Annotated in this window: 14 protein-coding genes; 9 read left to right on the top strand and 5 right to left on the bottom strand. The window is 65.1% G+C overall.

Features of this window, described 5'->3' with window-relative positions; all coding sequences use genetic code 11:
- Positions 1-350, top strand: a 350-nt coding sequence (locus JKG68_RS18440; protein WP_202062469.1) for a response regulator, incomplete at its 5' end; no start/stop codon positions are given.
- A 40-nt stretch (positions 351-390) separates the two neighbouring features.
- On the opposite strand, the gene JKG68_RS18435 is transcribed toward JKG68_RS18440, so the two are convergent.
- Complete coding sequence (locus tag JKG68_RS18435; RefSeq protein WP_202062467.1) at positions 391-1,278, bottom strand: EamA family transporter; 888 nt, start codon at positions 1,276-1,278, stop codon at positions 391-393.
- 96 nt (positions 1,279-1,374) lie between these two features.
- Between JKG68_RS18435 and JKG68_RS18430 the strand changes: the two genes are divergently transcribed.
- The gene (locus JKG68_RS18430; protein WP_202062465.1) at positions 1,375-1,722 is read left to right on the top strand and encodes a winged helix-turn-helix transcriptional regulator; all 348 of its coding nucleotides are present in this window, start codon (positions 1,375-1,377) and stop codon (positions 1,720-1,722) included.
- Positions 1,715-2,668, top strand: a complete 954-nt coding sequence (gene pip / locus JKG68_RS18425) for a prolyl aminopeptidase (RefSeq protein WP_202062463.1) — start codon at positions 1,715-1,717, stop codon at positions 2,666-2,668. The genes JKG68_RS18430 and pip overlap by 8 nt, the downstream gene beginning before the upstream one ends.
- A gap of 720 nt (positions 2,669-3,388) precedes the next feature.
- Here the strand turns inward: pip and JKG68_RS18420 are convergent.
- On the bottom strand, positions 3,389-3,823 hold the full coding sequence (locus tag JKG68_RS18420; RefSeq protein ID WP_202062461.1) for an Lrp/AsnC family transcriptional regulator: 435 nt from the start codon (positions 3,821-3,823) through the stop codon (positions 3,389-3,391).
- Positions 3,824-3,954: 131 nt separating this feature from the next.
- Here JKG68_RS18420 and JKG68_RS18415 point away from each other — a divergent pair, with 131 nt between their 5' ends.
- Positions 3,955-4,530 (top strand): cysteine hydrolase family protein, encoded by a 576-nt coding sequence (locus tag JKG68_RS18415; protein WP_202062459.1) that lies wholly within the window; start codon positions 3,955-3,957, stop codon positions 4,528-4,530.
- Positions 4,531-4,809: 279 nt separating this feature from the next.
- Here the strand turns inward: JKG68_RS18415 and JKG68_RS18410 are convergent, their stop codons facing one another.
- On the bottom strand, positions 4,810-5,268 hold the full coding sequence (locus JKG68_RS18410; RefSeq protein WP_202062457.1) for a GatB/YqeY domain-containing protein: 459 nt from the start codon (positions 5,266-5,268) through the stop codon (positions 4,810-4,812).
- 141 nt (positions 5,269-5,409) lie between these two features.
- Here JKG68_RS18410 and carA point away from each other — a divergent pair, with 141 nt between their 5' ends.
- The 3 genes from carA to JKG68_RS18395 all read left to right on the top strand — a co-directional run bounded on the left by carA (position 5,410) and on the right by JKG68_RS18395 (position 7,746).
- Positions 5,410-6,621, top strand: coding sequence for a glutamine-hydrolyzing carbamoyl-phosphate synthase small subunit (carA, locus tag JKG68_RS18405; protein WP_202062455.1), 1,212 nt, complete (start codon positions 5,410-5,412; stop codon positions 6,619-6,621).
- A 120-nt stretch (positions 6,622-6,741) separates the two neighbouring features.
- Complete coding sequence (locus JKG68_RS18400) at positions 6,742-7,116, top strand: hypothetical protein (RefSeq protein ID WP_202062453.1); 375 nt, start codon at positions 6,742-6,744, stop codon at positions 7,114-7,116.
- Positions 7,117-7,197: 81 nt separating this feature from the next.
- Complete coding sequence (locus JKG68_RS18395) at positions 7,198-7,746, top strand: cupin domain-containing protein (RefSeq protein ID WP_202062451.1); 549 nt, start codon at positions 7,198-7,200, stop codon at positions 7,744-7,746.
- Between the two features lie 64 nt (positions 7,747-7,810).
- Here the strand turns inward: JKG68_RS18395 and JKG68_RS18390 are convergent, their stop codons facing one another.
- Positions 7,811-8,230, bottom strand: a complete 420-nt coding sequence (locus JKG68_RS18390) for an organic hydroperoxide resistance protein (protein WP_202062448.1) — start codon at positions 8,228-8,230, stop codon at positions 7,811-7,813.
- A gap of 150 nt (positions 8,231-8,380) precedes the next feature.
- On the opposite strand from JKG68_RS18390, the gene JKG68_RS18385 reads away from it, so the two are divergent.
- Complete coding sequence (locus JKG68_RS18385; protein ID WP_202062446.1) at positions 8,381-8,842, top strand: MarR family winged helix-turn-helix transcriptional regulator; 462 nt, start codon at positions 8,381-8,383, stop codon at positions 8,840-8,842.
- A 22-nt stretch (positions 8,843-8,864) separates the two neighbouring features.
- The gene (locus JKG68_RS18380) at positions 8,865-9,587 is read left to right on the top strand and encodes a class I SAM-dependent methyltransferase (RefSeq protein WP_202062444.1); all 723 of its coding nucleotides are present in this window, start codon (positions 8,865-8,867) and stop codon (positions 9,585-9,587) included.
- Here JKG68_RS18380 and JKG68_RS18375 read toward each other — a convergent pair.
- Positions 9,551-10,789 carry an MFS transporter gene (locus JKG68_RS18375; protein WP_376773170.1) on the bottom strand — a complete coding sequence of 413 codons (1,239 nt, stop codon included), beginning with the start codon at positions 10,787-10,789 and terminating at the stop codon, positions 9,551-9,553. The genes JKG68_RS18380 and JKG68_RS18375 overlap by 37 nt on opposite strands.
- Positions 10,790-10,855 lie beyond the last annotated feature (66 nt).

Raw genomic sequence — 10,855 nt, 5'->3', positions numbered from 1 at the left:
TGGAGGATGAGCCGGATCTTCGCGCCTACACGGTCGAGGCGCTTTGCGATCTCGGATACCGGGTTCTCGAGGCCGCCAGCGGACGGGAGGCCCTGCAGATCGTCGAACGGCACCCGGAGATCGAGCTGCTCTTCACGGATGTGGTTCTCGGCAACGGGATGAACGGGCGCGTGCTCGCCGACGAGGTTGTCCGGCGCAGGCCTGAGCTTCCGGTTCTGTTCACCACGGGCTACACGGCGAACGCCATCGTCCACCACGGCCGCCTCGATCCCGGGATGCACCTGATCGGAAAGCCCTTCACCTATGCCGAACTGGCCGCCAAGGTGAGGCGCATGCTGGACAAGGACTGATCCCGGCCACCCTCCCTGCGCCTTACCCGAGCCTGCCCGCTCATGAGACGAGAATGAGCCCTGTTCCGAGAACGACGAGGATGGCGCCGATCCACGCCTGCAAGGGCGGACGCCGTTTCGTGTTGAACCAAATCATCGGCAGCATGATGATGGGCGAGACGGAACCCAGCGCCGCCGCAACCCCTGTTTCATAGCTGCGAACGGCATAGAGCAGAAGGCTCACAGCAACGACATAGCCCAGGAAGCCGGGGAGTATGGCCCATAGAATGAGCCTTCCCGTCGGTTTCGTGGCCGACTGGAAGGCAGCCAAGGGCCACAACGCAATCAGCGCCATGGCGAATGCCCCGCCGGTCGTCCGCAGAGCGGATGCCGCGAACGGTTCGGTACCGGCCAGCAGGGCGGGCTTGAGTGCGATCAGGCCAATGGCTTGGCACGTCGCCGACGCAAGCCCAAGAATGACGATCCGCGGCAAGGATCCGACCGCAGGCTCGAGCCCCCCGGCTCCGAGACCGTACATGATCGCCAAGCCTGCCCCACCCAGGGCCAGGGCGGCGCCGGCAAGCTTTTGCGGCGATATGGTCTCTCCAAGGAAGAGATAGCCCAGCACCATCGCAATCGGCGCGCTCATGGCGGCAAGCAGCTGCGTCCGCCTGGGTCCGCCCCGCTGCAAGCAGGCGACCATGGCGAGGTTGCCCAGGAGGACTCCCACCAGACTGCTCGTCGCGAATCCTGGCCAGTGGTCCCAGGCGACCGAGGGCCAGGAGCCGGCGATACTGGCAATCAACAGCAGGAGGGCGGATGAGCTGATCAGTTGCGTTCGCGTGAACTCGAAAGCCCCCAGCCGTCTTGCAGGCGCATGGGCGATCATGGCGCCCGCCGCCCAGCTGAACGAGGCTCCAAGAGCCGCTGTTATCGCCAAAACCGACATCTTGAGATCTTTCCCGGCACACGCTACTTAATCAGTAGCATCTCCTTAGACGATGCCAGGCTCGAATGCTACCATTATTGTAGCAGCGGATCGGACATGACCAAGCTCCCCATTCCCGGAAAACCCGTCCGGGGCTCCCAATCCGGCGCTCCCATCATGGCCCTGTTCGACCTCCTCGGTCGCAGATGGGCGATGGGTATCCTGTGGACCCTGTGCAAGGATGGCCCCTGCACCTTCCGCGAGCTTCAGGAACGATGCGGATCCATCTCACCCACGGTTCTGAACACGCGGCTGAAGGAATTGCGGCAGGCCGGCCTCGTCGAGCATTCCGGTGAAGGATATCGTGCAAAGCCCAAGGGCATCGAGCTATACGAACTGCTCGTTCCCCTCGGAGCGTGGTCGAAGGAATGGGCGCGCATGATCGGTCCAGAGCCCAATGTCTGATCTCTACCCGCCCCTGGAACCCTATGCGTCCGGCATGATCGATGCTGGGGATGGGCATCGCGTGTACTGGGAGGCCTGCGGCAACCCTGCCGGCAAGCCCGCTCTCGTCCTTCACGGCGGCCCCGGCTCCGGCTGCACCGCGAACGCGCGGCGATATTTCGACCCGCGCGCATACCGCATCGTTCTGTTCGATCAGCGCGGAAGCGGGCGCAGCACGCCCCATGCCAGCCACCCGGCCCACGATCTTTCGACCAACACCACCTCGCACCTGCTCGCCGACATCGAGCGGCTGCGGCGGCATCTCGGGATCGAGCGGTGGCTGGTGCTGGGCGGGTCGTGGGGCTCGACCCTGGCGCTGGCCTATGCCGAGCGGCATCCCGAGCGCGTGAGCGCAATGGTGCTGTTCAGCATCGCCACCACCACCGCGTCCGAAATCGAGTGGATCACCCGAGGGGCCGGGGCATTCTTTCCCGAAGCATGGGTCCGTTTTCGGGATGGTGTCCCGGAGGCCGACCGGGACGGAAGTCTCGTGGAGGCCTACCATCGCCTCCTCATGCACCCGGATCCCGCCGTCCACCACAGGGCCGCGCGGGACTGGTGCGACTGGGAGATGGCGGTGGTCGCCGTGCATCCCGCCCATAAGCCGCACCCGCGATACGAGGACCCGGCCTTCCGTCTAAGTTTCGCGCGCCTGGTGACCCATTACTGGCGCCACAAGGCCTGGCTGGAGGACGGAGCCCTGGTGCGCGACGCAGGGCTCCTGGCGGGCATCCCCGGCATTCTCATCCACGGCAGGCTCGATATCGGCGGCCCGCTCGTCACCCCCTGGCAGCTCAAGCAGCATTGGCCGGGCAGCGAGCTCGTCGTCGTCAGCGAGGCCGGTCACGATGCGCGCGATCCAGGCATGACCCAGAGCATCGTTGCCGCGACCGATCGCTTCGCCTGAGCCTGGATGCCACCCTCCGTGTCATCCCCGGCGGCAGAAGGCCTGGAGGGGATTCCTCCTACATGCGCGGTGTTATGGATTCCCTTCCCCTCCGCTGACGCTCCGGCCGGGAATGACACTGAGGGCGGAGCAACGGGGCAGAGCAGCGGGGGCAGCACGCCGCTGTCATCCCCGGCGAGCGCAGCGAGGGAAGGGGATCCATAGCCGCTGACGACGCAGAACAAGAGCAGGGCGCGCCGCCATCTCCTGCGACCATCCTGGCTCTGGATGTCGCCTTACGCAGGCACGACACGGCTGAGCCGGTGCAATGTTCCACTTTTGTTCTTGACATCTGCGGCAACCTTAGCTATATCGTTGCACAGCCTGGTCCTGACGAGGGGCGCGCTCGCGAGGCGTCGCAGTGTGGGAGCAGGCACGGTCCTGTGCATGAGCGTGACGCAGGCTCATGGGGCAGGAGGCCCTGGTGAGGGGCCGGAAGCGGGTTGGGCCCAAGGCCTCCAGCATGGCCGCCTTGGGCCAGCGCCGCACCGGTCGCACCAGTCCGCCTGAAAAGAACCGTGCGCGAAGAGGCAGTTCGGCTCTTCCTTCCACATACCACAGCGAGCCGGGCTGCCCTACGCGCCACCCTCGTGTGACCGGACGGCCCGCAGCCCAAGGCTGCGGGCCCGAAGGCGCTGGATCTTTGACAAGTCGCTGCTGCCGCGAGACAGCCAGGCCTGCCTAATCCCGTGCCCATTCCGTTGCGAGAACGATGTGGGTCGTGGCGGTGGCCACCCCCGGCACGGCGGCGACGGACTCGCGAACCCGGTTGAGGGTCGCGTTCGAGTCGCAGGCCACCATCGCCATGAGGTCGATGGATCCCGTCAGGGACTGGCAGGACGTGATTTCCGGGATCCTGGCGAGGTGGGGAACAACCTGCTTGCAGCGGAAGCCCGCGTCGAACGTGATGGCGATCATGGCGCGCACGGCAGGGTCGTGCGCGGAGGCGAGTTCCACCGTGTAGGACCTGATCACGCCGTCCCGCTCCAGGCGGCGCATCCGCTCCTGGGTTGCGCTGCGCGACAGCCCGACGCTGCGGGCCAGGCCCACCATGCTTTCACGCGCATTCTTGCGCAAGGCTGCGATCAGGATCTTGTCTTTATCGTCCAGCACCATGCCCCAACTGCCGTCCTGCAAGCCGCTTGACCGACACTTAGCCGGTCGGCCGGTCATCTTGTCTAGTGAAACCGGCACCGGAACGCGCGAAGACTTGGGGGCAAGAAGACTTGGGAGCAAGGAGATACCTCATGACCTATACCGACGCCGTTCTTCTGCCGGTCGATATGCAGCAAGCCTTCGACGCCTCCCCGTGGCCCCGCCGCTGGAACAGCGCCGTCGACCGGAACGGCCAGGCCGTTCTCGCCGCCTGGCGTTCCCAGGGCCTTCCGGTCATCCATGTGAGGCATGATTCGGTCGCTCCCGGCTCGACGCTCGCGCCCGGCCAGCCCGGCAATGCCTTCCGGCCGGGCTTCGAGCCCCGGGGCGGGGAACCCGTGATCTCGAAGGGCGTCAACGCCGCCTTCATCGGAACCGACCTGGACCTGCGCCTGAGGCGGCTCGGCATCCGCACGGTCGTGGTGTTCGGCATCTCGACCGACATGTGCGTGTCGACCACGATCCGGGTTGGGGCCAATCTCGGCTACAGGATGGTCCTCGTCGAGGACGCCTGCGACTGCTTCGACCTGCCCGACGGCACGGGCGGAATCATCCCGGCCCGGACGAACCACGACGTCCATGTGGCGACCCTGCGGTTCGAGTTCGCCGAGGTGGTCAAGACGCAAGGGATCGTCGAAAGCCTGACGGCCCCAGCGGCCGCGGCATAGAGAGAGAGCCTCGCCCAGACTGGCCCTGGAGCCCTCCTGCCCACAAGCCTCGGCCTTGCCCGAGACTTGTCTTTGGTCTGCCGCATGTCAGCGAACCCTCCTCCCCCTTGTGGGGAGGAGTTGGAGGTGGGGGCGTGGGCGCCAGTGCCTCACAGGCTATCGCTCACCCCCCACCCGGCCGCTGCGCGGCACCCCCCTCCCCGCAAGGGGGAGGGAAACCAGCGCTACACTCGTCAGACGATCCCGGACCGGCTTCACCGTCCGGGATGAGAGGCGTCGTTAGCCCTTCGGCAGCATGTCCTTCACGAGGCCGCTCGCCTTGGCGAAATCCATGCGGCCCGCATACTTGCCGCGCAGGACGCCCACGACCTTGCCCATGTCCTTCATGGAGGCGGCGCCCGTCTCGGCGATGGCGGCCTCGATGGCGGCCTTCGTCTCGGCCTCGTCCATCTGCTGCGGCAGGTAAGAGGTGATCACCGCGACCTCGTCCTTCTCCTGCTGGGCGAGTTCGGTGCGGCCGCCCTGCTCGTACATGAGGATCGATTCCTGGCGCTGCTTCACCATCTTCTGCAGGAGGGCCAGGATTTCCTCGTCGGACAGGGGCTCCTTGCCGGCGCCGCGAGCCTCGATGTCCTTGTCCTTCAGGGCGGCCTGGATCAGGCGGATCGCGCCGAGCCTGCTCTTGTCGCCGGCCTTCATGGCCTCCTTCATCTCGGTGGTGAAACGTTCGCGCAGCATGGGTATCTCCTTCTGTTTTAAGACGCTTGAGCGTTGACGGGACGCGAACGGCCCCTTAAGTCACGGGGGTAGTTCAAGGGCAGCCCTAATGGCCTGCTCAAGCACGGCCGGTTGGCCCCGGACTTACAAGAGATCAATACGATGCTGCAAGACAAAGACACCGCCGGGTCCCTCTCGGGTGGCTGGACAGAGCCGCGCGCCACAGCCGTTCTCGTGCTCCAGGACGGCACGGCTCTCGAAGGCTTCGGCATCGGCGCCGTGGGCGAGGCCACCGGCGAGGTCTGCTTCAACACCGCTATGACGGGCTACCAGGAGATCCTGACGGACCCATCCTATGCCGGGCAGATCATCACCTTCACCTTCCCGCATATCGGCAATGTGGGCACCAACGAGGAAGACGTCGAGAGCGTGAACGCCGCCTCGTCCTCGGGCGTCCGCGGCGTGGTGCTCGCCGCCACCATCACCGAGCCGTCCAACTGGCGCGCCTCCCGCGACCTCGACGCCTGGCTGAAGGCCCGCAGCATCGTGGGCCTCTCCGGCATCGACACCCGGGCGCTCACCGCGCTGATCCGCGACAGGGGCATGCCGAACGCGGTCATCGCCCACGACCCGGAGGGCCGGTTCGACATCGAAGCTCTCAAGGCCAAGGCCGCTGCCCTCCCGTCCATGGACGGCCTCGATCTCGTGCCCCTCGTCACCAGCGGCCAGCGCTTCGACTGGGACGAGACCACCTGGACCAAGGGCGAGGGCTACGGCCATCAGGCGGACGCGCCCAAGCATCACGTGGTTGCCATCGACTACGGCGTGAAGCGCAACATCCTGCGCCTCCTGGCGCGGGCCGGCTGCAAGGTCACGGTGGTGCCCGCCACGGCCACCGCCGAGGACGTTCTGGCCTTGAAGCCGGACGGCGTGTTCCTGTCCAACGGCCCCGGCGACCCGGCGGCTACCGGCGAATATGCGGTTCCGGTGATCCGCAAGGTGCTGGACGAGAAGATCCCGACCTTCGGCATCTGCCTCGGCCACCAGATGCTGAGCCTGGCGGTGGGCGCCAAGACCAAGAAGATGCACCAGGGCCACCATGGGGCCAACCATCCGGTGAAGGACAAGACCACCGGCAAGGTCGAGATCACCTCCATGAACCATGGCTTTGCGGTGGATCCGGAAACCCTGCCGACGAACGCCATGGAAACCCACGTTTCCCTGTTCGACGGCTCCAATTGCGGCATCTCGCTCACCGATCGCCCGGCCTTTTCGGTGCAGTACCACCCGGAAGCCTCGCCCGGCCCGCAGGACAGCCATTACCTGTTCGACCGCTTCGTGCAGCTGATGGACCAGAAGAAGACACAAGCCTGACGCCCGTAAAGGCTGGCGCCGCGACAAACGGGTCGGTTGCGCCAGCCTCCCAAATCACGTTAACCGGTCATTAACAATAAAACATGAATGTTTCCGGGCCTTGGTTTGGGGGTTTCTCCGATGAATTTCGATCACGATTCCGGCGAGTTCAGCCGGCTGCACAACCTGTTCACGTTCCACCTCGGCATTGCGGTGGCCCTCTCCTGGGTGACCTCGCTCTACGCCGCCGTCTACGCTCCATGGGTGCGCAACATCCGCCCGCTGATCGACCCCGCCACGGTGGGCCCGGTCGAGAGCACCTGGTCGTATCTCTTCATTTTCCCGGTGGTGCTCACGACCGCGTGGTTGATCTCGATCTTCGGCCAGAACCTGTTTGCCCAGTTCCGGCTGCTGAAGAACCAGGCTGTCGAGTTCGCCATCGCGGCTATCGTGGCCTTCGCCATGTTCTATCTGTCGATCGACCGGGCCGTCGCGGCCATGCTCATCGGCATGTAAGGGCTTTTCAGGTTTCGAACGGCTCCGCTCGATCTTTCGCCTGAACCGCGCGTTCCCTCCCCGATTTGAAGGGAGATACGCATGGCTCAGGCTAAAGGATATGGCGATCCGCGGGGCTATAACGCGCCGCTCGGCACGGAGACTTACGTCTTCCAGAACAACGGTATGGTGCCGAACTCTTCCCTGCCGCTGATCGTCCGCCGCGGAGCGATCCCGCCGTCCGCCGACGATCCGACCAAGGCTTTCAAGACGACCTTTGCCAAGAATGGCTGGTCCAATGCGTGGCTCGGCGGCATCCACGACTACCATCATTATCACCCCAACACCCATGAGGTGCTCGGCGTCGCTTCGGGCTCCGGGCAGATTCGCTTCGGCGGCGAGGACGGCGATCTCGTTGCCGTCACGATGGGCGACGTGATCGTGATCCCGGCCGGGGTCGCCCATGCGCTCATCAACGCGAGCGACGATTTCGCGGTGGTGGGCGCCTATCCGGGCGGAGCCGACTACGACACGGTCCGTGACGATCCCAAGGCTCTCAACGCGTCTCAGCAGCGCATCGCGCAGGTGCCGCTCCCGCCGTCCGATCCGGTCGACGGAGCCAACGGGCCGCTTACGAAGCTCTGGACCTGAACGTAAGAAGGCCTCCTGCCCGCGAAGGCAGGAGGCCTTTGCCCCTACGGCTTATCAGTATGCCTTAGACCGACAGCGTAACCTGCACGTTGCCGCGGATGGCGTGAGAGTACGGGCAGACCACGTCGGCCCGGTGGACCAGATCCGTCGCCTGCTCCTGCGACAAGCCCGGCAGGCTCGTCTTCAGCTCGACGACGAGGCCGAAGCCTGCGCCGTCATCGCGCTTGCCGATGCCGACCTTGGCCTCGACCGCAGCGTCTGCCGGCAGGGCTATCTTGCTCTGCGAGGCCACGAACTTCAGCGCTCCCAGGAAACAGGCCGAATAGCCGGCTGCGAAGAGTTGCTCCGGATTGGTGCCCTCCCCGCCCGCGCCGCCAAGCTCCTTCGGCGTGGAGAGGCGAACCTCGAGCTTTCCATCGGAGGACGCAGCCACGCCTTCGCGTCCGCCCTGGGCCGAGGCATGAGCTGTGTAGAGAGGGGTCATCGGAAGCTCCTTGGATTGTTGCGCATGAAAGCCAGATCGCAATATCGTTGGGACACAATCATATCGGGCCCAACTGAAATGGACTCGTACAATCAATTTAGATTGTGCGCAACCTATTTTTTCCATAGAATGTCCGAAACGGAGACCGAGATGACAAGGACGACAGAGCCCCTGGCCCTCAGCAATCAGCTTTGCTTCGCCTTCTATTCCGTGTCCCATGCCTTCAGCCGGGCCTACCGCCAGTTCCTGGACCCGTTGGGCCTGACCTATCCGCAATACGTGGTTCTGCTGATTCTCTGGGAGAGGGACAATCTCCCCGTGAAGAGCATCGGCGAGCAGCTGTTCCTGGATTCAGGCACCTTAACTCCCCTGCTGAAGCGTCTGGAAGCCGCAGGCCTCATTCGCCGCCAGCGCGACCGGGAGGATGAGCGGCAGGTCAGGATCCTGCTGACGGATGCGGGCCGCGCCCTCAAGGAGAAGGCCAGGAATATTCCTCAGGATGTCGGCTGCATGCTGGGCCTGTCCTTCGACGAAGCCCGCAGCCTCACCGAGCAGGTTGCGAAACTGCGCGGCAAGCTTCATGACTCGGCCTCGTCCCTGGCGAAATCCTGAGAACAGCCGGAATGGTCCTTTGATGAACTGGCGCGACTACTGGAACCAAGACACCCCGATCTATACGGGCGAGCGGCACAAGCTCCTGCATTACCGACTGGTCGCCAACGACATCATCGGGCTCATCTCCTCGCCGGATGCCATCGTCCTCGACTATGGCTGCGGCGAAGCCCTTTTTGCCGACAAGGTGGCGGCCAAATGTGCCCGGCTCTACCTGAGCGATGCCGCCCCCCTCGTGCGCGACCGCTTGAAGGAGCGATTCGGAAGCAATCCGCGCATTACGGTTGTCTCGACGGATGACGTCTCCGAACTTCCGGAGGCCTCCCTCGATCTCATCGTGGTGAACTCGCTGGTGCAGTATCTCTCCCTCGACGAGTTCCGGAGCCTGCTGAAGCTGTCGCGGGACAAGCTGAAGGATAGCGGCAGGCTGATCCTCGGCGACATCATCCCGCCCGACATCAGTCCGCTTACCGACGCCAAGGCGCTTTTGTCCTTCGCCTGGAGGGGCGGGTTCCTGCGATCGGCCGTTGCCGGTCTCGCCCGCACCGCCTTCTCGGATTACCGCAGGATCCGAGAAGAGGTCGGCCTTGCCCAGTACAGCGAGGAGGAAATCGTCGACCTCCTGAGCGATGCCGGGTTCAGCCCCGAGCGCGCCGAGCGCAATCTAGGACACAATCCGGCGCGCATGACATTCGTCGGGCGCCCCGTTCAGGACCTCGACGCCGAGGACGCAACCGAGCGCTGATCGCTCGCCAGCGACAGGCCGAACACCGCAAGACCTGCAACGGCCAGCACGGCTCCGACCCATCCGGTCGAGGCAAAGCCGTAGCCGGCCGCAATGGCCAGTCCGCCGAGCCAGGCGCCGAGCGCATTGGCGACGTTGAAGGCCGAGTGGTTCAGGGCCGCCGCTAGAGTCTGGGCATCGGCCGCCACGTCCATGAGCCGGGTCTGCAGGGCCGGACCGATGGCGACGCTGCAGCCGACCAGGAAGACGCAGGCCGTGAGCATGTAGGGGTTTTCGGCCGTCAGCCAGAGCAGCGTCATCACCACAACGCTGCCGGCGAGAGTGCCGCCGATGGTGGCCATCAGGTTCTTGTCGGCAAGCCAGCCGCCTACGAGATTGCCGACGATCATGCCCGAGCCGAACAGGGCCATCATCACCGGAACGGCGCTTTCCGGCATGCCGGCAACCTGAGTCGCCGTGGAGGCGATGTACGAGAAGACGGAGAACAGGCCGCCGAAGCCTACGGCGCCGATGCCGAGGGTAAACCAGACCTGCTTGCGCCGGAAGGCTCCCAGCTCCCGCATGGGGCTTGCGCCCTCCTGAACCTTGTCCTTCGGCAGAAACAGCCAGATCAACGCCACCGTAAGCGCCCCCATGAAGCCCACGGCGCCGAAGGCGATGCGCCAGCTGAAGGCTTGCCCGAACCAGGTGGCCACCGGGGTGCCGAGAAGCGTTGCGACGGTCAGGCCCAGCATCACGCGCGCTACGGCCTGGGTGCGCTTGCTGGGCGGAACCAGGGACGCCGCCACCAGGGCGGCCACCCCGAAATAAGCCCCGTGCGGCAGACCGGTCAGGAACCGCAGGACCACGAAGGACTCGAAGCTCGGCGCAAGGGCGCTGACCGCATTGCCAACCGCAAAGACCGCCATCAGGAGCAGCAGAAGCGTCTGGCGCGCGAGCTTTGCCGCCATCACGGCGATGATCGGAGCGCCGACCACGACCCCGAGCGCATAGGCGCTGATCGCATACCCGGCTTCAGGCGTCGTGATGTTGAACTCCTGGGCAAGGTTCGGCAGCAAGCCCATGATCGCGAACTCTCCCGTTCCGATCCCGAAGCTGCCGACGGCGAGCGCCAGTTCGATCAGCGCGACGGCCAAGCGCGAACGCGGAGCGGCGGGCGCCTCGTCCCTCCTCGCGAGACAGGCTTCGTCGGCAATGGCCATGTCGGACATGAGGGTCTCAGCATCTTTCGTGAACGAAGGGAGAGGGAGGCAAGCAGCATGGGACCC

This window comes from Microvirga aerilata, assembly GCF_016743775.1.
GTDB lineage: Bacteria > Pseudomonadota > Alphaproteobacteria > Rhizobiales > Beijerinckiaceae > Microvirga > Microvirga aerilata.
This window is presented reverse-complemented; position numbering and strand designations above follow the sequence as displayed.

Coding starts and splice junctions, on each gene's coding strand:
- JKG68_RS18395 (WP_202062451.1), top strand. CDS start 7,198: ATGGCTCAGGCTAAAGGATATGGCGATCCGCGGGGCTATAACGCGCCG.
- JKG68_RS18420 (WP_202062461.1), bottom strand. CDS start 3,823: ATGGTGCTGGACGATAAAGACAAGATCCTGATCGCAGCCTTGCGCAAG.
- carA (WP_202062455.1), top strand. CDS start 5,410: ATGCTGCAAGACAAAGACACCGCCGGGTCCCTCTCGGGTGGCTGGACA.
- JKG68_RS18380 (WP_202062444.1), top strand. CDS start 8,865: ATGAACTGGCGCGACTACTGGAACCAAGACACCCCGATCTATACGGGC.
- JKG68_RS18400 (WP_202062453.1), top strand. CDS start 6,742: ATGAATTTCGATCACGATTCCGGCGAGTTCAGCCGGCTGCACAACCTG.
- JKG68_RS18390 (WP_202062448.1), bottom strand. CDS start 8,230: ATGACCCCTCTCTACACAGCTCATGCCTCGGCCCAGGGCGGACGCGAA.
- JKG68_RS18410 (WP_202062457.1), bottom strand. CDS start 5,268: ATGCTGCGCGAACGTTTCACCACCGAGATGAAGGAGGCCATGAAGGCC.
- JKG68_RS18415 (WP_202062459.1), top strand. CDS start 3,955: ATGACCTATACCGACGCCGTTCTTCTGCCGGTCGATATGCAGCAAGCC.
- JKG68_RS18375 (WP_376773170.1), bottom strand. CDS start 10,789: ATGGCCATTGCCGACGAAGCCTGTCTCGCGAGGAGGGACGAGGCGCCC.
- JKG68_RS18435 (WP_202062467.1), bottom strand. CDS start 1,278: ATGTCGGTTTTGGCGATAACAGCGGCTCTTGGAGCCTCGTTCAGCTGG.
- JKG68_RS18385 (WP_202062446.1), top strand. CDS start 8,381: ATGACAAGGACGACAGAGCCCCTGGCCCTCAGCAATCAGCTTTGCTTC.
- JKG68_RS18430 (WP_202062465.1), top strand. CDS start 1,375: ATGACCAAGCTCCCCATTCCCGGAAAACCCGTCCGGGGCTCCCAATCC.
- pip (WP_202062463.1), top strand. CDS start 1,715: ATGTCTGATCTCTACCCGCCCCTGGAACCCTATGCGTCCGGCATGATC.